23 protein-coding genes and 2 pseudogenes are annotated in these 21,491 nt (G+C 55.8%); 17 read left to right on the forward strand and 8 right to left on the reverse strand.

Translation table 11 applies throughout. The features are described from left to right. Positions 1-337: 337 nt before the first annotated feature. The 8 genes from AC3IYG_RS10855 (at position 338) to AC3IYG_RS10890 (ending at position 5,742) form a co-directional block, all read left to right on the forward strand. Positions 338-1,615, forward strand: coding sequence for a phage/plasmid replication protein, II/X family (locus AC3IYG_RS10855; RefSeq protein WP_489313718.1), 1,278 nt, complete (start codon positions 338-340; stop codon positions 1,613-1,615). Between the two features lie 47 nt (positions 1,616-1,662). Beyond that, entirely contained in the window at positions 1,663-2,004 is a 342-nt protein-coding gene (locus AC3IYG_RS10860; protein WP_489313719.1) for a hypothetical protein, read from the forward strand. 14 nt (positions 2,005-2,018) lie between these two features. Continuing rightward, on the forward strand, positions 2,019-2,183 hold the full coding sequence (locus AC3IYG_RS10865; protein WP_489313720.1) for a hypothetical protein: 165 nt from the start codon (positions 2,019-2,021) through the stop codon (positions 2,181-2,183). After that, the gene (locus AC3IYG_RS10870) at positions 2,183-2,458 is read left to right on the forward strand and encodes a hypothetical protein (RefSeq protein WP_489313721.1); all 276 of its coding nucleotides are present in this window, start codon (positions 2,183-2,185) and stop codon (positions 2,456-2,458) included. The genes AC3IYG_RS10865 and AC3IYG_RS10870 overlap by 1 nt, the downstream gene beginning before the upstream one ends. A 3-nt stretch (positions 2,459-2,461) precedes the next feature. Then, a complete protein-coding gene (locus AC3IYG_RS10875; protein WP_489313722.1) occupies positions 2,462-2,680 on the forward strand; it encodes a hypothetical protein in 219 nt (72 codons plus the stop codon). Positions 2,681-2,774: 94 nt separating this feature from the next. Continuing rightward, the gene (locus AC3IYG_RS10880) at positions 2,775-4,148 is read left to right on the forward strand and encodes a hypothetical protein (protein WP_489313723.1); all 1,374 of its coding nucleotides are present in this window, start codon (positions 2,775-2,777) and stop codon (positions 4,146-4,148) included. A gap of 7 nt (positions 4,149-4,155) precedes the next feature. Beyond that, positions 4,156-4,458 (forward strand): hypothetical protein, encoded by a 303-nt coding sequence (locus AC3IYG_RS10885; RefSeq protein ID WP_489313724.1) that lies wholly within the window; start codon positions 4,156-4,158, stop codon positions 4,456-4,458. Between the two features lie 3 nt (positions 4,459-4,461). Further along, on the forward strand, positions 4,462-5,742 hold the full coding sequence (locus tag AC3IYG_RS10890) for a zonular occludens toxin domain-containing protein (protein ID WP_489313725.1): 1,281 nt from the start codon (positions 4,462-4,464) through the stop codon (positions 5,740-5,742). A 395-nt stretch (positions 5,743-6,137) separates the two neighbouring features. Here AC3IYG_RS10890 and AC3IYG_RS10895 read toward each other — a convergent pair whose 3' ends face one another. The 3 genes from AC3IYG_RS10895 to AC3IYG_RS10905 all read right to left on the reverse strand — a co-directional run bounded on the left by AC3IYG_RS10895 (position 6,138) and on the right by AC3IYG_RS10905 (position 7,224). After that, positions 6,138-6,404 carry a hypothetical protein gene (locus AC3IYG_RS10895; protein ID WP_489313715.1) on the reverse strand — a complete coding sequence of 89 codons (267 nt, stop codon included), beginning with the start codon at positions 6,402-6,404 and terminating at the stop codon, positions 6,138-6,140. Further along, complete coding sequence (locus tag AC3IYG_RS10900; RefSeq protein WP_489313716.1) at positions 6,401-6,709, reverse strand: hypothetical protein; 309 nt, start codon at positions 6,707-6,709, stop codon at positions 6,401-6,403. The genes AC3IYG_RS10895 and AC3IYG_RS10900 overlap by 4 nt, the downstream gene beginning before the upstream one ends. Positions 6,710-7,035: 326 nt before the next feature. Next, a complete protein-coding gene (locus tag AC3IYG_RS10905; RefSeq protein WP_489313717.1) occupies positions 7,036-7,224 on the reverse strand; it encodes a hypothetical protein in 189 nt (62 codons plus the stop codon). Positions 7,225-7,709: 485 nt separating this feature from the next. On the opposite strand from AC3IYG_RS10905, the gene AC3IYG_RS10910 reads away from it, so the two are divergent. The 9 genes from AC3IYG_RS10910 (at position 7,710) to AC3IYG_RS10950 (ending at position 16,715) form a co-directional block, all read left to right on the forward strand. Continuing rightward, the gene (locus AC3IYG_RS10910; protein WP_489313718.1) at positions 7,710-8,987 is read left to right on the forward strand and encodes a phage/plasmid replication protein, II/X family; all 1,278 of its coding nucleotides are present in this window, start codon (positions 7,710-7,712) and stop codon (positions 8,985-8,987) included. Positions 8,988-9,034: 47 nt separating this feature from the next. Next, positions 9,035-9,376 carry a hypothetical protein gene (locus AC3IYG_RS10915; protein WP_489313719.1) on the forward strand — a complete coding sequence of 114 codons (342 nt, stop codon included), beginning with the start codon at positions 9,035-9,037 and terminating at the stop codon, positions 9,374-9,376. A 14-nt stretch (positions 9,377-9,390) separates the two neighbouring features. Then, positions 9,391-9,555 (forward strand): hypothetical protein, encoded by a 165-nt coding sequence (locus tag AC3IYG_RS10920; RefSeq protein WP_489313720.1) that lies wholly within the window; start codon positions 9,391-9,393, stop codon positions 9,553-9,555. Beyond that, positions 9,555-9,830, forward strand: coding sequence for a hypothetical protein (locus AC3IYG_RS10925; RefSeq protein ID WP_489313721.1), 276 nt, complete (start codon positions 9,555-9,557; stop codon positions 9,828-9,830). The genes AC3IYG_RS10920 and AC3IYG_RS10925 overlap by 1 nt, the downstream gene beginning before the upstream one ends. 3 nt (positions 9,831-9,833) lie before the next feature. Further along, on the forward strand, positions 9,834-10,052 hold the full coding sequence (locus AC3IYG_RS10930) for a hypothetical protein (RefSeq protein ID WP_489313722.1): 219 nt from the start codon (positions 9,834-9,836) through the stop codon (positions 10,050-10,052). A gap of 94 nt (positions 10,053-10,146) precedes the next feature. Next, the gene (locus tag AC3IYG_RS10935; RefSeq protein WP_489313723.1) at positions 10,147-11,520 is read left to right on the forward strand and encodes a hypothetical protein; all 1,374 of its coding nucleotides are present in this window, start codon (positions 10,147-10,149) and stop codon (positions 11,518-11,520) included. Positions 11,521-11,527: 7 nt separating this feature from the next. Next, complete coding sequence (locus AC3IYG_RS10940; RefSeq protein ID WP_489313724.1) at positions 11,528-11,830, forward strand: hypothetical protein; 303 nt, start codon at positions 11,528-11,530, stop codon at positions 11,828-11,830. Between the two features lie 3 nt (positions 11,831-11,833). Beyond that, positions 11,834-13,114 carry a zonular occludens toxin domain-containing protein gene (locus AC3IYG_RS10945; RefSeq protein ID WP_489313725.1) on the forward strand — a complete coding sequence of 427 codons (1,281 nt, stop codon included), beginning with the start codon at positions 11,834-11,836 and terminating at the stop codon, positions 13,112-13,114. A 1,183-nt stretch (positions 13,115-14,297) separates the two neighbouring features. Further along, positions 14,298-16,715 (forward strand): bifunctional diguanylate cyclase/phosphodiesterase, encoded by a 2,418-nt coding sequence (locus tag AC3IYG_RS10950; protein WP_489313726.1) that lies wholly within the window; start codon positions 14,298-14,300, stop codon positions 16,713-16,715. A gap of 85 nt (positions 16,716-16,800) precedes the next feature. On the opposite strand, the pseudogene AC3IYG_RS10955 reads toward AC3IYG_RS10950, so the two are convergent. The 5 genes and pseudogenes from AC3IYG_RS10955 to AC3IYG_RS10975 form a co-directional block, all read right to left on the reverse strand. After that, positions 16,801-17,211: pseudogene (locus AC3IYG_RS10955) on the reverse strand (LysR substrate-binding domain-containing protein); the annotation flags it as partial. Positions 17,212-17,529: 318 nt separating this feature from the next. Then, a pseudogene (locus tag AC3IYG_RS10960) lies at positions 17,530-18,096 on the reverse strand (HAD domain-containing protein). A 531-nt stretch (positions 18,097-18,627) separates the two neighbouring features. After that, entirely contained in the window at positions 18,628-19,833 is a 1,206-nt protein-coding gene (locus AC3IYG_RS10965; RefSeq protein ID WP_489313727.1) for an MFS transporter, read from the reverse strand. After that, a complete protein-coding gene (locus AC3IYG_RS10970; RefSeq protein WP_489313728.1) occupies positions 19,833-20,573 on the reverse strand; it encodes an alpha/beta fold hydrolase in 741 nt (246 codons plus the stop codon). Before AC3IYG_RS10970 ends, AC3IYG_RS10965 begins: the two co-directional genes overlap by 1 nt. A gap of 19 nt (positions 20,574-20,592) precedes the next feature. Beyond that, a complete protein-coding gene (locus AC3IYG_RS10975) occupies positions 20,593-21,462 on the reverse strand; it encodes a cache domain-containing protein (protein ID WP_489313729.1) in 870 nt (289 codons plus the stop codon). Positions 21,463-21,491: the final 29 nt, after the last annotated feature.

Here is a 21,491-nt window from a genome sequence, read left to right on the forward strand (position 1 = left end):
CTACCGGGGCTCTAGCGTCAGCTCGCCTGATTCGCTTACTTCGATGTAAGCAACTGATTTTTCTAATAAAAAATGCGCTAGCTCGCTATCCCTTAGCGGTTGCTTGCCCTGTTTTATTAGTAACTTATTGATATCTATGCATTTTTTCCGCAAGAGCTCTTGCTCTGCGGTTGTCAATCTAAGAGTTGCTGGCATCGAGCCACCACCTTTCATCGGCCGTCTCCAAAAAGTGTACGTGCATGCATGTTACTTGTGTTGACGCATGCGTGTGGACGCGTATACATTTCGCTCAAATGTTATTTGCATGCATGCATGCAAATGGTCAGGGAAGCGATAAATGTTAGACCGACTTCACCTTTTCATCCCCTTCCGCATTCCATGCGTTTCCCGACTTGAGTCGGGCGATCCGCATTTCTATGTGGATTTGGAAAGCTTAGGTGTACCGCTCCAAGGGCAGGTTAGTCGGGACGATGAAGGTCAGTTGCAGGCCGACTACCTGCGTCACCCGTGGGAGTCGCTTTCGACCGGGTTCACGCCGATGGCGTTTAAGGTTTTCCACCAGACGCTAGGCAAGCGCCTTGATCCCGGCATCGAGCTAAAGGCCAGCCCGGCCAAGCTTCTTCAGGGGCATAACGTATTCGGCCCGACCAGCATCCGCTTGGGTGCTGAGGTGATGCTCAAGTGGCTGGCTGGCAGCTATCCGAAGCTGTTTGCGCTGCTCGATATCCCTGAAACGGTCGTTTACGGCATGGACTGCACTTACAGCAGCCGCCTGGACGACGAGCGCACGGCCTATCAGGTGATTGACGCGCTGACCAACGTCAGCAACGGCCAGACCAAAAGCCGGGGCGATAACTATTCCAGCTCGGCCTATTTCGGCTCCAAGAAGACCCGCCTTAAGCGCCTCAAGGCGTACCTCAAGCACCTTGAGTATCAGAACCAGCTCGACGAAATGAAGCGGGCAGGGCGGCACAACCTCGGCATTCGCCGGGCGTTGAAAGTCATGTCTGACCCGCGACTGATCGAGTGGACCAAGTACTTGTTGCGGATGGAGGCCACCGTGCTTCACCGCTGGATGAGTCGCCGGAACATCCCCACCAAATTGGGGGCGCTTTGTGACTATCAGGAAGAACTGGAAAGTCAGGGTCGTTGCCTGATTCAAGAATGTTGGAAGGAAGTGACAAAGGACCTATTCGCGGCCTTTGGAGGTGTGGAAATGAAAGTGATCAATGACGACAAAGTCTACGAAGCGCTGCTCGAAAAATTCACCAAGCCGGGCAAAGGTCGCTTCACCAAAGAGCGTGTAGAGGCGGGTGTGGTGGTGCCTTCGATCTACGTCGAAGGTAACCCATCGACGGCGTATGCCAAGTCTCTTTTCCGCACCTATCTGAGCATCAAGGACTACGGCTGGCAGCATACCAAAGAGCTCGGCCCTCGGAATTTTTACCGCCACGTTGGCGACCTCTGCGAAGTGGGTCTTTCTAAGGCTGCACTGCAAAAACTCAACGAAAACGACCGCAAGTCGAACGTGGTCCCGCTTCTGCGTTTCGTGACCGTCGATTTCTGCGCACAGCGCCCTGACTGGTACGTCGAACCGACGCCAGAGGCCGCATAAACCAGTTTTTAACCGGGCATTAGCCCAACATCCGAGAGGCAACTGAAATGGCAAATCCTGGAATTGTTCACGGCGTACTGGAAGGCATCAAAGAGACCGGTTATGGCGGTGTTGAGCTTTCCCTCCAAGTGCAAGGCGCCGATCGTAAAGGCCGCCCGACCACCAGTTATGTCGATGCTCGTATCGACAAATTTGAAGTTGAAAAGGGCCTGCACAACGCCTTCCGCCCGTTCCTGGGCAAAGAGGTTTTTGTGCCGGTTCTCTTTGGTTTTTACCAGAAAGAGAAGGGCGCAACGGCCTATGACCAAGTAGACGTCACCGGCGTACCGCTTCGCTTGCAGGCTGCTGCGCCTGTGCCTGCCGCTGCTCCGGCTGCAGTCCGGGCTTAAGGGGAGGGTGGGCCGTGCTGATTCTCGACCGTGTTCTGTGCAACTGCTGCGGCGACGACATGGGCCAACTGTACAGCCAGCCGGCCCCGCAACCCGACGCCCTGGAAGACCATTCCACGCCGCCATTTTTCGCCGTCTGCCCGAACTGCCGGGCTGATGAAGAACAGGAAGCTGCCTAATGGCCGTCTGCGTTGAGCTTGCCGGAACCACGCTGGAGGTCGTGGGCGAATTCACCGAGGCCTGTGCTGGCTTCGCGCTGATGAACGCCCAGGAGTACCAGCAAGTCCCGACGCTTGTCACGCTGTTCGCACAACCCGATTCAGATGCAGTCCGCGCCGCCTTCATGGCCGGGTTGTCTCTGCCCCTGATTCTCTGGCTTACCGCCTGGGGATTTGGCGCTGTCGTCAACTGGATTAACGACCGCCAACAAACTCTCGAAACCTTTGAGGATTGAACTATGCAATTCAAAAAACTGTTCACGCTGAACGCTATTGCTGTTGCAACTGTTGCCGCTGTTGCGACCCCGAGTGCGTTTGCTGCGCTTGATTTCACCGCGATCACCACTGCGATCGACGCTACCACCATCGTCACCGCGATCGCCGCGATCGCTGCCATCAAGATCCTGCCGGGTGTCGCGAAATGGGGCTTCGGCAAAGTTATCGGTTGGTTCCGCTGATCGTTCCTGCTGTATCGGGGGCCTCTTAGGAGGCCCTTTTCCTTGGAGTGCTCGAAATGCTTATTGAATTCGCGATATTCGCCTGGGGGACTGTATGCGCCGTCGCAATTATTGTTGGCTTCTCGGCCTCCTGATCCTGTCGTCTCAGTCCTGGGCGGTCGATTACTATTGGACTAACTCATATGGCGCGCAAACCACTCTTAAGTTTGTAACTCCAGAGGCGGCGTGCGACGACTTTTATCCGCGTTATGTCACTCAAAATAGTCCTGGGAGTGCGCCATTTTCTTATGTTTCAACTAACTTTATTTCGACCGTGCAATACCGTTGTACTTTTACTAATAAATACGGCGTTCAATATGCGTACGTCAGTCGTGCCGGGGCTACGTGCGCCGCTGGCAGCACCTATAACGTGTCCACTGGTAAGTGTGATTGCGCGTCCGGCCAGGTTAGTAACGCAACTACCGGCGCGTGTGAAGATACTAATATGTGCTCTTCTCTTGCGGGTACTGAACGCTCATTTGTTAAAGCGGGCAGTATTGGCGATGGCTTTGCATCCTTAAGCGGAAAGCGAATAACCACCATTCGTTCTGGATGTTTTAGCGGTTGTGCCGCCGAATTAATTGACGTGCGCTGCACTGGCAAAATTGTTGGCACTGGTGGGTCTTATAATTGCAAGCTCGCTGGTATCTTCGCGGGCACCGAATGCGACTCATCAAACGGCGTAGGCCCAGCGGCTTCGACCGATCCAGCCCCGGTGCCCAAGACCGACACGGAGACCAAGCCTTGTATTTATACGACTAATGCAGATGGCTCTCAAACCTGCCAATCAACTTCTACAATCAGTAAAGAAGGCATGTATTGCGGCACTGTGAATGGTGCAGAGGTGTGTGCTTATAAAGACCCATCCCTCAATGATGCCAAGGTTAAAACCGACGTTAATACCGTCACGAATCCGGATGGCTCAACGACTACAACTAAAACCGATACTGCTACGGTTACCACATGTACGGGTTTTAACTCTTGCTCCGTATCTGTGACGACTAATACAACGGTGTCCGGTAAAGATTCCACCGGGAATTCAACCGGTTCGACTTCTACTTGTACTGGTGCAAGTTGTGCAAGCAACACTAATCCGGACGGCGATGGCGATGGCTTGGGTGATTGCACTGATGAGGATTGCGGCGGCGGCGAGGGTGGAGGAGGGGATTGGTATGAGCCCGGCGAAGATACTTATATATCGGTTCTCCAAGCCTATCAGGGCCGCGTTTCTAACTTACCGATTATGGATAAAGTTGGCGGCTTTTTGACCGTCAATGCCGCTGGCTCATGCCCGGTTTACAGCGTCAATGTTTGGGTTTTTGACTTACAGCTCGATCAGTGGTGCGGCTCTAATGTGCCATGGGAGTTGATCAAGGCGGTTGTTATCGCTATCGCTGCCTTCCTGGCTTTCCGTATCGCGTTCTTGTGAGGTTTCTATGTGGCCTAAATGGTTGACCCTCGACTTCTACAAGGGGCTTTGGGATGACTTCATGCAGTACCTCGACGATCTGCCCATTCGGGTGCTCAAGGGCATTTTGGAAGCGGTGGCCACGATCCTCGAAGATCTGCCGACTCCTGAGTTCCTCGACAGTTACAGTCTGTCGGCTGTGCTCGCGCCGGTCATGCCGCATATCGGTTATTTCCTCGCCCAATCCGGGCTCAACACGGCGGTTAGCTTGATCGTCAGCGCTGTGATTTTCCGCCTGTCGCGCAAGGCAATCACTCTCGGGAGGTGGTAACCCATGGCAATCGAGTATCACGAAGGCTTGCCAGGGGCCGGCAAGACTTACGAAGCGGTGGTTTATCACATCATTCCGGCGCTCAAGGCGCGCCGCACGGTGGTCACAAACATCCGCGGGATGAACTGCGAGAAGCTGGCCGAGCTAACTGGGCAGCCGCTGGAAATGATCAAGCTGTTGATCATCAACGTCGAGCCGGCTGAGCAGGACAGTGCCGAAGGCGAGGTGCAGCGTTGCATCAATGAGATGTGCAACCAGACCCCGGATAACGCGCTGATCGTATGGGATGAGATTCAGGACTATTTCCCTAGCGGTGCTAACAAGCTGCCGCTCAACCAGCAAAAGTTCTGGACGGAACACCGGCACCGGGGCCTCGATATTATCGTCATGGGTCAGGATCGGTCCGATGTTCACAAGCTGATCCGTAACCGCATCCGCACGGTGATCTACTTCCTCAAGCTGGAAGCGATCGGCAAGGCCAACAGCTACAAGTGGGAGGTCTATCAGAAGCAGAAATTCGGCAAGTTCGTCAAAACCCTGTCCGGATCTCGCGACTACGATTCGAGGTACTTCGGCACCTACATGAGCCACCGTCGCGAAGGCACGCGCAGCACGGTTTACACCACGTCCCGGACCAACATGCTGGCCAACACCAAGGGTCTAACCCTGGGCGTGCCGCTGGCCTTTCTGGCGGCGTGCTTCGCTGTTTACCACCTCTATGGATTCTTCCATCCGCAGTCGGCTACGGGCTCGATGCAGGCCGTCCAGGCCGAACCGCAGGTTCAGGAGCTCAAGCCTAATGCGCTGGTTAATCCACCGCCTGAAGCAATTGCACCGACTCAGGTGCAGGCTCAGCAGCAAGTCGCCCAGGGTGACGGTGAGCAGCAGCGGATTGCTATCGATTATCTGGACAAGCTCGCCCAGGTGCATCAGCTCCGCTCTATGGGCTATATGTGGAGCGAGAAGCCGGGTAAGGAATTGTCCGGTTATGTCGAGTTTCTCGATGAGTCGTACCACCAAAAAGAGAAAATGTTGCTCAGTGAAGTGCAGGCCCTGGGTTGGAAAGTCACCCGCAAGGATTACGGCTTGCTGCTGGAGAAGCAGGGCCTCGCGTACGTCGCCCGCGCTTGGCCCATCGACTTGTATGGCCGCGTCGATCAAAAAACCGTAACCAGCCTGGGCGGGTCGGAGACGCAGTCCCGATCTGCCCAGGCTGGGGGCTCTGCCGGAACCCGCGTTACCGTGGTCGAAGACTCCAGCCGCTTGCCGAGAACGCTGCAATGAATCCCTGGTGGGCGTTTCCGCTGGCATTCCTGCTAGGCCAGCTGGTGGCCGGTCTGCACTGGTTGCACCTATTGGGCGATCTCTAGGCTTCGCATAATGGAAAACGTTACGTTCAGTCGGGTCGGGATAATCGCGTAAGCTCCCGGCGCGATTTAATGTAACGTCGATTATGCGATGCCACTCGATATCCCAGCCCATCTAATCCGCGACGCACAGCTCTACGCGCCCTCAAGGGATGCCCTGGACGCTGTTTGCCATGTCTTGTCGGATTACCCTCGGCTTGTTGCTGAAACGCGTCAGATGCGTTCCAGGCTCGCGCAGCTCGATAGAGAATCTTTCGACCTCGATGCGCGTTTGCAAGCCTTGCAGGAAGCCTGCAAGGCTGTTCTCGATCTCTAGTCTCTGAAACGGTCTAGGACTTCTTGATATCGGGCTGCAACGGTCGGATACCGTTGGTGTTCGGCGACTAGCTTTGCCAGCCCCAGGGTGATTGCTGAAATCTCTAAACGGCTCAGCGTTATTGTTTTCAGACCTTCCAGCTTTTTTCGATCACGGTAGGCCTTCTGCTTTTCCGCAGCCGATAACGCGTTACCGGATTTCGGACGTCCGCGTTTTGGCGTTTCCAGCATATCCGGCGTGGCCTGATCTATTGGATCTTTCATTGTCCGATCACCCACTCGAAAGCATCACAGAGCCATCCCAAATCTTCCTTGGATACGCCAGCCATTACCGCCACGGCGTCAACGAAGCCACGGAGTTCGTAAGCTTGGGCCTCGCCTTCTTCCATCGAAAGATGAAGCCCGAAGTAACGTTTTTGCAGCTTCTCTAGCTCGTGCACTTCGAAGTGACCAGCAGGAAGAAATTCAAGCAGATCGAGCCAGTAAGCATCGGCCCGAACGTGGAATCCCTTACCTGCTTTAGCTGCAAGTGCGGTGTTGTAATGGTGCTGGTTGTCGATCATGGGCATGGCTGGAACTCCGTTTCGTTGTCTGTGATGTAATTATAGTCACGCGTTACCAATAATACAAAGATTATGTAACGCGTTACCATAAATACCGACGAACGGTCGCCAGGCGCAAATTTCAACCCAACCCCTCCACTGTTCAACACGGGGTAGCCCTTGGGCGCAGGGGCTTGCCCCTGATCCAGCGGAGCGAGGATGCCTCTAGGCGTGCGGATACAGCATCACGTCGTTTGGGGTAGCGCAGCGAGGGGGAACCCCTGCCAAGTCGCACGAATGTGCAGCGCAGGTGCCTCTAATCGTTCTGGTCGCCTCGGTGGCAACCATCCCGGCTAATTGCTTTTTGGCTTTTCTTCTTCCTGGCAGTAGATGCCGATGTACTCTTTTTTTCCCTTTTTGGCGTGTTCTTCGCCGAATAGGTCGCCTGCTTTTTGGCACTCATCGGCAGTAGCGTATGGCCCCATCTCTACTGCTGGCACGTCTGTCGCGGCTATAACGATGTAAAGAATCCAGCTCGTCATTTTGACTTCCATCTCGGTGGCGAACGGCTGGATAGGAAGCGGAGACAGCTTTTCAGCTTTCCGCCCTGGGCGCGCAGCGTTCAGGGTCCACCATCTCTAATGGTGGACTCTTGTGACATGGTGACACTTTGGGGCTCTCGGCATGGCTCTACCGGGGCTCTAGCGTCAGCTCGCCTGATTCGCTTACTTCGATGTAAGCAACTGATTTTTCTAATAAAAAATGCGCTAGCTCGCTATCCCTTAGCGGTTGCTTGCCCTGTTTTATTAGTAACTTATTGATATCTATGCATTTTTTCCGCAAGAGCTCTTGCTCTGCGGTTGTCAATCTAAGAGTTGCTGGCATCGAGCCACCACCTTTCATCGGCCGTCTCCAAAAAGTGTACGTGCATGCATGTTACTTGTGTTGACGCATGCGTGTGGACGCGTATACATTTCGCTCAAATGTTATTTGCATGCATGCATGCAAATGGTCAGGGAAGCGATAAATGTTAGACCGACTTCACCTTTTCATCCCCTTCCGCATTCCATGCGTTTCCCGACTTGAGTCGGGCGATCCGCATTTCTATGTGGATTTGGAAAGCTTAGGTGTACCGCTCCAAGGGCAGGTTAGTCGGGACGATGAAGGTCAGTTGCAGGCCGACTACCTGCGTCACCCGTGGGAGTCGCTTTCGACCGGGTTCACGCCGATGGCGTTTAAGGTTTTCCACCAGACGCTAGGCAAGCGCCTTGATCCCGGCATCGAGCTAAAGGCCAGCCCGGCCAAGCTTCTTCAGGGGCATAACGTATTCGGCCCGACCAGCATCCGCTTGGGTGCTGAGGTGATGCTCAAGTGGCTGGCTGGCAGCTATCCGAAGCTGTTTGCGCTGCTCGATATCCCTGAAACGGTCGTTTACGGCATGGACTGCACTTACAGCAGCCGCCTGGACGACGAGCGCACGGCCTATCAGGTGATTGACGCGCTGACCAACGTCAGCAACGGCCAGACCAAAAGCCGGGGCGATAACTATTCCAGCTCGGCCTATTTCGGCTCCAAGAAGACCCGCCTTAAGCGCCTCAAGGCGTACCTCAAGCACCTTGAGTATCAGAACCAGCTCGACGAAATGAAGCGGGCAGGGCGGCACAACCTCGGCATTCGCCGGGCGTTGAAAGTCATGTCTGACCCGCGACTGATCGAGTGGACCAAGTACTTGTTGCGGATGGAGGCCACCGTGCTTCACCGCTGGATGAGTCGCCGGAACATCCCCACCAAATTGGGGGCGCTTTGTGACTATCAGGAAGAACTGGAAAGTCAGGGTCGTTGCCTGATTCAAGAATGTTGGAAGGAAGTGACAAAGGACCTATTCGCGGCCTTTGGAGGTGTGGAAATGAAAGTGATCAATGACGACAAAGTCTACGAAGCGCTGCTCGAAAAATTCACCAAGCCGGGCAAAGGTCGCTTCACCAAAGAGCGTGTAGAGGCGGGTGTGGTGGTGCCTTCGATCTACGTCGAAGGTAACCCATCGACGGCGTATGCCAAGTCTCTTTTCCGCACCTATCTGAGCATCAAGGACTACGGCTGGCAGCATACCAAAGAGCTCGGCCCTCGGAATTTTTACCGCCACGTTGGCGACCTCTGCGAAGTGGGTCTTTCTAAGGCTGCACTGCAAAAACTCAACGAAAACGACCGCAAGTCGAACGTGGTCCCGCTTCTGCGTTTCGTGACCGTCGATTTCTGCGCACAGCGCCCTGACTGGTACGTCGAACCGACGCCAGAGGCCGCATAAACCAGTTTTTAACCGGGCATTAGCCCAACATCCGAGAGGCAACTGAAATGGCAAATCCTGGAATTGTTCACGGCGTACTGGAAGGCATCAAAGAGACCGGTTATGGCGGTGTTGAGCTTTCCCTCCAAGTGCAAGGCGCCGATCGTAAAGGCCGCCCGACCACCAGTTATGTCGATGCTCGTATCGACAAATTTGAAGTTGAAAAGGGCCTGCACAACGCCTTCCGCCCGTTCCTGGGCAAAGAGGTTTTTGTGCCGGTTCTCTTTGGTTTTTACCAGAAAGAGAAGGGCGCAACGGCCTATGACCAAGTAGACGTCACCGGCGTACCGCTTCGCTTGCAGGCTGCTGCGCCTGTGCCTGCCGCTGCTCCGGCTGCAGTCCGGGCTTAAGGGGAGGGTGGGCCGTGCTGATTCTCGACCGTGTTCTGTGCAACTGCTGCGGCGACGACATGGGCCAACTGTACAGCCAGCCGGCCCCGCAACCCGACGCCCTGGAAGACCATTCCACGCCGCCATTTTTCGCCGTCTGCCCGAACTGCCGGGCTGATGAAGAACAGGAAGCTGCCTAATGGCCGTCTGCGTTGAGCTTGCCGGAACCACGCTGGAGGTCGTGGGCGAATTCACCGAGGCCTGTGCTGGCTTCGCGCTGATGAACGCCCAGGAGTACCAGCAAGTCCCGACGCTTGTCACGCTGTTCGCACAACCCGATTCAGATGCAGTCCGCGCCGCCTTCATGGCCGGGTTGTCTCTGCCCCTGATTCTCTGGCTTACCGCCTGGGGATTTGGCGCTGTCGTCAACTGGATTAACGACCGCCAACAAACTCTCGAAACCTTTGAGGATTGAACTATGCAATTCAAAAAACTGTTCACGCTGAACGCTATTGCTGTTGCAACTGTTGCCGCTGTTGCGACCCCGAGTGCGTTTGCTGCGCTTGATTTCACCGCGATCACCACTGCGATCGACGCTACCACCATCGTCACCGCGATCGCCGCGATCGCTGCCATCAAGATCCTGCCGGGTGTCGCGAAATGGGGCTTCGGCAAAGTTATCGGTTGGTTCCGCTGATCGTTCCTGCTGTATCGGGGGCCTCTTAGGAGGCCCTTTTCCTTGGAGTGCTCGAAATGCTTATTGAATTCGCGATATTCGCCTGGGGGACTGTATGCGCCGTCGCAATTATTGTTGGCTTCTCGGCCTCCTGATCCTGTCGTCTCAGTCCTGGGCGGTCGATTACTATTGGACTAACTCATATGGCGCGCAAACCACTCTTAAGTTTGTAACTCCAGAGGCGGCGTGCGACGACTTTTATCCGCGTTATGTCACTCAAAATAGTCCTGGGAGTGCGCCATTTTCTTATGTTTCAACTAACTTTATTTCGACCGTGCAATACCGTTGTACTTTTACTAATAAATACGGCGTTCAATATGCGTACGTCAGTCGTGCCGGGGCTACGTGCGCCGCTGGCAGCACCTATAACGTGTCCACTGGTAAGTGTGATTGCGCGTCCGGCCAGGTTAGTAACGCAACTACCGGCGCGTGTGAAGATACTAATATGTGCTCTTCTCTTGCGGGTACTGAACGCTCATTTGTTAAAGCGGGCAGTATTGGCGATGGCTTTGCATCCTTAAGCGGAAAGCGAATAACCACCATTCGTTCTGGATGTTTTAGCGGTTGTGCCGCCGAATTAATTGACGTGCGCTGCACTGGCAAAATTGTTGGCACTGGTGGGTCTTATAATTGCAAGCTCGCTGGTATCTTCGCGGGCACCGAATGCGACTCATCAAACGGCGTAGGCCCAGCGGCTTCGACCGATCCAGCCCCGGTGCCCAAGACCGACACGGAGACCAAGCCTTGTATTTATACGACTAATGCAGATGGCTCTCAAACCTGCCAATCAACTTCTACAATCAGTAAAGAAGGCATGTATTGCGGCACTGTGAATGGTGCAGAGGTGTGTGCTTATAAAGACCCATCCCTCAATGATGCCAAGGTTAAAACCGACGTTAATACCGTCACGAATCCGGATGGCTCAACGACTACAACTAAAACCGATACTGCTACGGTTACCACATGTACGGGTTTTAACTCTTGCTCCGTATCTGTGACGACTAATACAACGGTGTCCGGTAAAGATTCCACCGGGAATTCAACCGGTTCGACTTCTACTTGTACTGGTGCAAGTTGTGCAAGCAACACTAATCCGGACGGCGATGGCGATGGCTTGGGTGATTGCACTGATGAGGATTGCGGCGGCGGCGAGGGTGGAGGAGGGGATTGGTATGAGCCCGGCGAAGATACTTATATATCGGTTCTCCAAGCCTATCAGGGCCGCGTTTCTAACTTACCGATTATGGATAAAGTTGGCGGCTTTTTGACCGTCAATGCCGCTGGCTCATGCCCGGTTTACAGCGTCAATGTTTGGGTTTTTGACTTACAGCTCGATCAGTGGTGCGGCTCTAATGTGCCATGGGAGTTGATCAAGGCGGTTGTTATCGCTATCGCTGCCTTCCTGGCTTTCCGTATCGCGTTCTTGTGAGGTTTCTATGTGGCCTAAATGGTTGACCCTCGACTTCTACAAGGGGCTTTGGGATGACTTCATGCAGTACCTCGACGATCTGCCCATTCGGGTGCTCAAGGGCATTTTGGAAGCGGTGGCCACGATCCTCGAAGATCTGCCGACTCCTGAGTTCCTCGACAGTTACAGTCTGTCGGCTGTGCTCGCGCCGGTCATGCCGCATATCGGTTATTTCCTCGCCCAATCCGGGCTCAACACGGCGGTTAGCTTGATCGTCAGCGCTGTGATTTTCCGCCTGTCGCGCAAGGCAATCACTCTCGGGAGGTGGTAACCCATGGCAATCGAGTATCACGAAGGCTTGCCAGGGGCCGGCAAGACTTACGAAGCGGTGGTTTATCACATCATTCCGGCGCTCAAGGCGCGCCGCACGGTGGTCACAAACATCCGCGGGATGAACTGCGAGAAGCTGGCCGAGCTAACTGGGCAGCCGCTGGAAATGATCAAGCTGTTGATCATCAACGTCGAGCCGGCTGAGCAGGACAGTGCCGAAGGCGAGGTGCAGCGTTGCATCAATGAGATGTGCAACCAGACCCCGGATAACGCGCTGATCGTATGGGATGAGATTCAGGACTATTTCCCTAGCGGTGCTAACAAGCTGCCGCTCAACCAGCAAAAGTTCTGGACGGAACACCGGCACCGGGGCCTCGATATTATCGTCATGGGTCAGGATCGGTCCGATGTTCACAAGCTGATCCGTAACCGCATCCGCACGGTGATCTACTTCCTCAAGCTGGAAGCGATCGGCAAGGCCAACAGCTACAAGTGGGAGGTCTATCAGAAGCAGAAATTCGGCAAGTTCGTCAAAACCCTGTCCGGATCTCGCGACTACGATTCGAGGTACTTCGGCACCTACATGAGCCACCGTCGCGAAGGCACGCGCAGCACGGTTTACACCACGTCCCGGACCAACATGCTGGCCAACACCAAGGGTCTAACCCTGGGCGTGCCGCTGGCCTTTCTGGCGGCGTGCTTCGCTGTTTACCACCTCTATGGATTCTTCCATCCGCAGTCGGCTACGGGCTCGATGCAGGCCGTCCAGGCCGAACCGCAGGTTCAGGAGCTCAAGCCTAATGCGCTGGTTAATCCACCGCCTGAAGCAATTGCACCGACTCAGGTGCAGGCTCAGCAGCAAGTCGCCCAGGGTGACGGTGAGCAGCAGCGGATTGCTATCGATTATCTGGACAAGCTCGCCCAGGTGCATCAGCTCCGCTCTATGGGCTATATGTGGAGCGAGAAGCCGGGTAAGGAATTGTCCGGTTATGTCGAGTTTCTCGATGAGTCGTACCACCAAAAAGAGAAAATGTTGCTCAGTGAAGTGCAGGCCCTGGGTTGGAAAGTCACCCGCAAGGATTACGGCTTGCTGCTGGAGAAGCAGGGCCTCGCGTACGTCGCCCGCGCTTGGCCCATCGACTTGTATGGCCGCGTCGATCAAAAAACCGTAACCAGCCTGGGCGGGTCGGAGACGCAGTCCCGATCTGCCCAGGCTGGGGGCTCTGCCGGAACCCGCGTTACCGTGGTCGAAGACTCCAGCCGCTTGCCGAGAACGCTGCAATGAATCCCTGGTGGGCGTTTCCGCTGGCATTCCTGCTAGGCCAGCTGGTGGCCGGTCTGCACTGGTTGCACCTATTGGGCGATCTCTAGGCTTCGCATAATGTATATTATGTTAAATCATGTGCTATATCATGGATGTTCATAAGCACCGTAAGCCGTAGCGCTCATAACTAAAAAATCAAAATTTCGAGAACTAATTCTTTGAAAAATCGCTTGTCGCACTTTCGAGAAACTTTAGTTGCAGCTATCCGAACTAATTCCATGACTTTTTGACAAGTGATTCTCGGATTTTTCCAGCATGCATCAAAAATCAAAAATCAGTTCACGCTTATGTGGTTTCAGTGTAGGCAAAGGACAGCTGCAACCAGGCCCCTATCTCGACTGGATAGGCGCTACTTTATGGCAGAAATAGCCAAACTTGACCTCAATCCAGTGCTGCCTAATCTTGCGACGAAACAAAGCTGGAACTATCTGGTCTACTTTGACTGCTTTCCGTGTGTTCCCGAAGCAAATGCGGGACTTTGCTGTAGCCCGCGAAGCCTGGGGTACGCGGTTGATAGGCACTAGACTTCATTTTCGGCAAACGTCCCTTAATAGCGCTGTTCAAATTTTCGGGGCCACTTCTTGCGTCCCTAGACACCATCAATCGCCGAGTCGTAGCAGAGTTCAGCAGACTGAGTGCTAAGTACGCTGTCCGTCTTCACACAGCACTCGGGATATCCACGATGCCCTTTAGCGCGATTTCAGCGCATGTCGGCAATGACGTAGCCGCTCTTTGCCCGGTATCGACGCGCGCCTCCTCTGTCGACACCCAGACCGCGACGTCTATCTACTCGACAAAGAAATGTTAAAAAGTCATCCTCCATCGTTCCTGCGAAAGCTGAAGCGCAGACGCGATGCTCCTTCTCGATCCTACCTATCTTGGGAATGGTGACTACGCCGGAATTTCCTCCGATGCAGGGATGGACCGCCCAACAATCAAAGTCACAAGTCTTTAATTCTGCGTAAGCTGAGTTCTGGCCTGTACCGGGCTTGGCTCGCTCTGTAAACGTCATCCTTTACGCGTCGTCTTTGGACTCCTCTGGCTTGGCAAGCAAAAAAAGTGCGACCATTGGGTAGCCCCGCTCATCTCGAAATACCACCAGTTCTATACTCAAAGCGAGTCGTACCCGAGCAAGAGGCGATCCATGCCAATGCAATGTGCCACCAGTGAAGAGTTGGAGTACCTCAACCGGGCGCTACGGACTCTGAGCGGAAGCAACCGCGCGCTGCTGCGTGCCGAGGAGGAATGCGAGTTGCTTCAAGAGATCTGCCGGGTGGTGGTCGAAGAAGCCGGTTACCGCCTCGCCTGGGTCGGCCGCGCAGAGCACGACGAGACAAAGACCGTCACGCCCGTGGCCCATGCGGGGCTCGAACAAGCCTATGTGGACTCCCTCAACCTGACCTGGGCAGATGCCGAGCGCGGTCGTGGCCCCACTGGTACTGCAATCCGCACCGGCAATCCAAGCATTACTCGCAATATCCAGACCGACCCAAACACGATGCCCTGGCGCGAGGGGGCGATCGAGCACGGGATTGCCTCGGTGCTGTCACTACCGCTGCGGGTCGAAGGCGAGATCTTCGGCGCCATCGGCATTGGCGCCCCGGAGCCCGATGCATTTGGCGTAAAGGAGATGGAACTACTCACGGAGGCTGCCGAAGATCTGGCGTTCGGCATCCAAGCCCTGCGAACCAAGGCCAGACGTAGGCAGGCGGAGCAGGAGATACAGGGACTGAACCGGGTCCTGTCAACACGGGTGGCGGTCAACCATGCGCTGATTCATGCCACGGACGAGATGGCCCTGCTCAAGGAGGTTTGCCGGGTGCTGGTGGAGGATTGTGGCTACCGCCTGGCCTCGGTCAGCTACCGCGAGGATCAGCAGGTTCCGCCCTATCACCCGGTGGCCCACGAGGGGTTCGACGAAGGCTTCCTCGCACTCGGATTCGCCTGGGAATCCAGTGCGGACGGGATGGCCTTTATTCGCAAGATCGACGCGTCGCTCGAGAGCGGTCAAGCGGTGGTGATGCGCGACATCCTCAACGACCCCGAGGCCCCGCTACGCGAGGAAGCTCGCGAGCGCGGCTTCGCCTCGGCCATACTGTTGCCGCTGCACGTCGAAGCCGAGCCGATCGGCATGCTGACCATCATGGCGGCGCAAGCCGAGGCCTTTGACGCCAAGGAAGTCGAACTCTTGGTCGCTACGGCCAACGACCTGGGCTTCGGCATCAGCACCCTGCGCACTCGTGCCAGGGCCGCGATAGCGGAACAGACCGTCAAGCGCATGGCCTACTCCGACACCCTTACCGGGCTGCCGAACCGGGTCCGCCTGCGCGAACTGCTGGAGGAAGCGATAGCCACCGCCAGACAGGAGCGGCGACCACTCGGCCTGCTGCAGATGGAAGTCGGGCGCAGCCGGGAGATCAATGAAATCCTCGGTTACCACGAAGCCGACCGGCTTCAGCAGAAAATCGCCGAACGGCTGGTGCAAACGGTGGGCGCGACGAATCAGGCGGCACGGGTCGGCGAGTGCGAGTTCGCAGTTTTGATGCCCAGTGGCGGCGCCGAACAGGCGTCACAGTTGGCGCAGCGGATCCTGGTGGCGCTGTATGATCCGATCGAACTTTCCGGGCTATTCCTCGATGCCCGGGCGAGCATCGGGATCGCCCTCTACCCTGGTCACGGCACCGATCCCGAGGCGTTGATCCGCCGGGCCAGTATCGCCCTTGAGCAGGCCAAGCGTTCCAGCACCGGCTATGCGCTGTTCAAGGGCGGCCTCGATCTGGAATGCGCCCAGCGCATGGCGCTGATGGGCGACCTGCGGCGGGCGATCGAGCACAACGAGCTCTTGCTGCATTACCAGCCGAAGCTACAGATCGCCACCAACAAGGTCTGCGGCTCGGAAGCGCTGGTACGTTGGCAGCATCCCCAGCACGGCCTGCTCGCCCCCGACCAATTCATCAAGCTTGCCGAGAGCACCGGGCTGATCACCCCCCTCACTTACTGGGTGCTGGACGCTGCGCTGGGGCAGCGCTACGCTTGGCACGAAGAGGGCATCGAGCGACCAGTGTCGGTCAACCTCTCGGCGCGAGACCTGCGCGATCCTAAACTGCTCGAACACATTAGCGGCGCCTTCGCCACCTGGGGCGCACAATCGGACTGGATCGAGTTCGAGCTGACCGAAAGCGCCCTGATGGAAGACCCGGTGACCTCGATGGAGACGCTCGTGCGACTGAAGAACCTCGACGCCCAACTCGCCATCGACGACTTCGGCACCGGTTACTCATCCTTGGCCTACCTGCAGCAGTTGCCAATGGACGCGCTGAAGATCGACCAATCCTTCGTCACCCGCATGACCAGCGACCATAGTTCGACGAAGATCGTGCGCTCCATCATCGAGCTCGCGCACAACCTGGATCTCAGGGTAGTCGCCGAAGGGGTCGAGGATCTCGCCACCTTGACCCAGCTTGAGCAGCTCGGTTGCGACATTGCCCAGGGCTACACCATCAGCCGGCCGATCCCCGCGGAGCAGTTCCGCGATTGGGAGGCTCACTCGATCTGGCACTGAGGAGTCCCCCCAGCGATACCAAAATCCGAGCAATAGTGGGTAATAAGCGAAGTGCATGACACCGTGTGCCGGGCAGCTCCTAAACTTACTCCAATTGACGCCCCATCAGCAGCCCCTGGTTCGCTTCCGCCATTTCACGCAAGAAACTCCAGGTGGCCTTCATTCGGGCAATGTCCTTCAGTTCGACCGGCATCAACATCCAGAACGTCCGGGTGAACTCGATATGCTCGCCCAGTACCCGCTTTAGGCGTGGATCCGCATCGGCAGAAAATGACGGAAGGATGGCAATTCCAGCCCCGGCTGCGGTTGCCTGCTGCTGCGCAAAAATACTGGTGCTGCATAATGCGACATGACGAGGCTTGCCGATCTCATCAAGATAGAGAAGCTCCTTGCTGTACAGCAAATCATCGATATAGCTGACGAAGCTGTGCTCTCGTAGATCATCCAGGTTGCGAATCGGCGGGTGTTGTTCCAGATAGCTGGCAGCGCTCTGAAGTAATTCTTCGTCAAAACTGGTAAGTGAAAATTGAAAAAGGCCCTTTCGCACCTAATTTCAATTTTTAGTACTAGCAGGCCTGTGATGTTGTCAGAAGGCCGCAAAACTAACCCTTGGAGATTTCGCTAACTAAAAATTGGATTCCTTCGGATGCAGCGCATGCCCAAACGTTAGTTAGACTCTGCTTGAGCTGCTCAGCTACCGGCATTCGCTAATGCGTTCTCTAAGCTTTACATCAGCAAAAATTTGGCGAAATCCAGGAATGGAAAATGATGGTACTTATGCTCGGAACCGAGTGCTTGTACCAATAGGCGATCGTCATTGCTTGAGCTTCGCCCGAAGCTCGGCCAAAACTTTAGGGTCTGAGAGACCGAGGTCGCTATGGGTTAGGACGAGTCGATCTTGGTCTGACTGGTCCCAGCCTTGCGCATCGTCATCGACCGCTAGCCACTCACGAAGGGTCGCACGCTCGACATACCTGCGAATTTGGGCATACCGCGAAACCCTGTCCCACCAAATCTGATCTACCCAGCCCTTGCCCATGGAGCTATGCCAGGTTGCTCCGATCACTCGCGATCGCAGGGAATCCGGTAGGTACTACCTCCGTGCGCGATTGAATCCGAGTACTCGCGCCCAACTGGTGCTCAGCACGATCCGCACTTCAGGCAGATCGGCCAATACCTCTGTCAGTAACGGTGACCACATGAAAAGCTCACCAGAAACGCGTAGTTCTGGTCCAGTCTTTGTTAGATACACCTCATCAGGGTGGAGCACGCCGTCGAATTCTAGAAAGAGGATCATATGGCGCTGCCAAGATACTCGGTTGATGGCTATGAAGAAGCTCTTCTTTGTACTGGCGATGGGGCTTTTGCTTCCATAGCTCATGGAGCTTGCGCCCACAGCTGGCAGACAGCTAAAGACGGCACCTCATGCAGAAGCCGCTCTGCTGATTCCCAACCCAGTGGTTGAAAGAACAATGAGCCCCGCCTTGAGCAGGGCTTTTGCTAACTCCCCCCGCACTACCCCTCCTAGTCGCCTGCAAGCCTTGGGGTCCACCTGCCCTACATAGTAGCGCTCGCTCATAAGGAAAAAGGCCCTGGAGTTATCTCGCACGTAAGGCTAGTGGTAGTGCACGCCTATAGGTTTCAGGCGGCTGAGGCTCAATGCCCACACAGAGGTGGAGAGCGAATCCTTGGGCTACGGGATGGGCCGATTTCGCTGCTTTTGGCAATGGCAGAGAATAGAACTAAGTACCGCCCCTCCCCGCACTTCCTTGCCCGATGCGGCCGGGAGGGTGGTATGCATCCATTGATATCGCATAATTCATCAGCACACCAGCGTCAGGGTTCGAGGCAGTGGCCAGCTTTGTTGCATTCATCTGTTGAAGCGGGCCTAGCTACGTCGCTGTGAGCAACCTTATTCCCACGAGCAGCGTGTTCTCGAACAAAGGCAGAGCACCAGTAGAAACCCGCACATCGACATCAACGCAGAACTAAGAAATACCTCGGCGTAGCCAAGTCCTGAAGCAACGAGCCCCATCAATGGGCCAGCCATTCCAACCGCAACGTCAAAGAACAACGAAAGCGCGCTGAGCGCCGAGTTACGGTTGGTCTCTGGAGTGTTTGCCAATGTTTCTACCCCAAGCCCCGGATACACCCACGACACGCCGACTCCAGTCAACGCGCCACCGCCAATGACCAACGCTGGAGATGGCGCCAGCCATATCAGCAGCATGCCTGAGGTCTGTACCAACAGGCAGCCGGCAACGACCTTGTATCCTCTAAATCGATTCAGGATACCCGGTGACGCCAATCGGGCGACGATGAAGCCTGCCCCGAATGCGCTCAGGCAATAGGCGGCGTGGTCCCAGCCGAGGCTGTCGAAATACAACGCGACGAATGCCGTTAGCCCGCCATAGCCAACTGAACTGCAGGCCAGAACAACGCCATTGGGCATGACCGACAGCAGTACGCGATGAAAGGCCAGTCGAACGCCCGCTACCAACGGTGCCGAGCGTTTACTCAGGGCGACGAGCAGGAATATGACACCCAGTAGCGCGGTGCAAAGCCCAATACTGGCGATACCAAACGAGTTGCGCAGCAAAACCCCCAGTGGTGCGCCGACCGCTGTGCCGCCATAAGCTGCTATGCCGTTCCACGACATAACCTGTGCGGTCCGCGGAGTGCCACATAAACCGATGGCCCAGGTGCAGCAAGGCGTAGAAACCATGGCGGTGGACGTACCCAGCACCACCCTCCCCACCAGTAACAACGGCATAGCGAGCCACGGATAAGCGTGCAGGCTAATGGCGAGCGCTGTCACCGTGCCGCTCAGTATCAAACCGCTTAAGCCACACACAACCGAATATTTGGCTCCAAAACGGTCGGCGACGCTGCCTGCCAGCGGGCGGCCAAGTAGCGTCGCTAGGTATTGCACACTGATAACCACACCGGCGAAAGCGGAGGTCAAACCAAGGTCGTTGAGTACGTAGCCGGGCAGCACCGCAAGGGGCAAGCCATTGCATACGTAGGAGACAAAGTTGAAACCGATGATGGACAGGATCAACAAATGCGGTCGGGCCGCCTTGGCATCACTGCTGCTCAACGTGCTGATGTTGCCCATCAATCACGCCGCTCTATACCTCGTACAACATCCGCCAGCAGCTGCGGGTGCGATACGAACGGCTCATGCGCGGTGTCGATTTCAATCACTACGCTGGCACCCGCACGTTGGGCAAAACGCCGTTGCCAGCCGGCGGGCAAGATGTTGTCGCGCAAGGTGATGATGTAAGTGACTGGCCCCGTTGCGGAGTAACCCGCACGGCTGATTGACTCTGTCGCCACACAGGGTGGCGTTGAGTCCTGGTTCACTTCACTCAACAACCAGCTCAGCGTTTCGTCGTTCAAGTCTTGGCCGAACATAGCCACGGCGAGCGCTTGCGGGGTTGAGGTTGCGGGGTCCAATGGCCAACCCACGTGCTCCGGGCTTTCATCATGCAGCGTGTTGCCCAGCAGCTCCAGGATCGATTGCCCTTCATTGGGCAACGCGCACGTCAGGTACACCAGGTGGGAATACAGCCCCGGTGCCGCAACCTTCATCATCGGCAGTAGCGCGCCGGCGATGGAATGCCCAAGCAACACGGTGTCGCTCACGCCCAACTGATGCAGGTCGTCGTTAAGTTCGTTGACCACGTCGCTTAGCTTTAGCGACGAAACATCCCGGCCGCGTTTCTTGCCACAGCCGGGCATGTCCAAGGTGATAACCCGCTCGAAGCTGCCAGGTTGCTGGTTTAGCTCTTCCAGCAACGGCGCCCAGCACCACGAACCATGCTGACCGCCATGCAGCAGTACCAAATCAGTCATGTCTACGCTCCTTGTTCAGCTACAGATTGGTGTAGCAACCCACCGCTACGGCATAACCATTTACCCGCTGCAGAAAGGTCTTTTTGTACTCGTTCTGCCCGGTAATAGGGTTGCGCCACAGATAGTCGATCTCCCCTGTTTCACCAGCGTCCATCAGCTTGAGGATTTCTTCGCCAATGGGTTTGCCATCGGTTGAGCGCAGTGCCTTGAAGTCGGTACCAATCAGCCGCGGTAGAAAGCCATGAGCGACAAACCGCTTGGTCTTCATATCCACTACAAAGGCGTAGAGGTCATCCTGGTTGAGTTTTTTATCGTGTTTGTTGATGCGCACGAAAGTGGTTTTCGCATCAGCGCGAACCTGCTCCGCAACCTGCTGCAACAGCTGCTTTGCTTGCTCGGGGCTGGAGCGTGGCATGTAGTAACCGACAGAAATAACTCGGTCCCCTACACGCTGATAGAACACGCGTTTGCGTTCGACCTTGGCGTGCTGCCAGTTCCACCAACGATATTCAGCGCTGTGCACAGTGCCATCTTCTGGTTGGGAGATGGCTTGTTGGAAGGCGGTTTTCAGGTCGTCGTCTAAGACGCTGACCACCTGTTTGCCAACCAGTGAAACCGACGGCCCGCCGCTGGCCAGCATCACGCCGGAGGTGTCGACCACGTAGATATACAGCTCACCATCGACAAAGGAGCCCTGGCGGCTGAACTCGGCCAGGGCGCTATCGCCCTTGGCTTTGTACTCGGCGATGGCTTTTTCCAGCAAGGCCTTGGCCCGCTGAGTGTCGGCACTGTAGGTATCCGGCGGTGCGCTGCTCGGTGCATTCTGGGCGAAGATAGCAAGGGAGATAAAGCACAGGTAGAGAACAGCGAAAGCTCGATAAAGGCTCATTGTTGTTATTCCTCTGGTGGTCTTTCTGG

The sequence above is a fragment of the Pseudomonas sp. KH_027 genome (genome assembly GCF_057838565.1).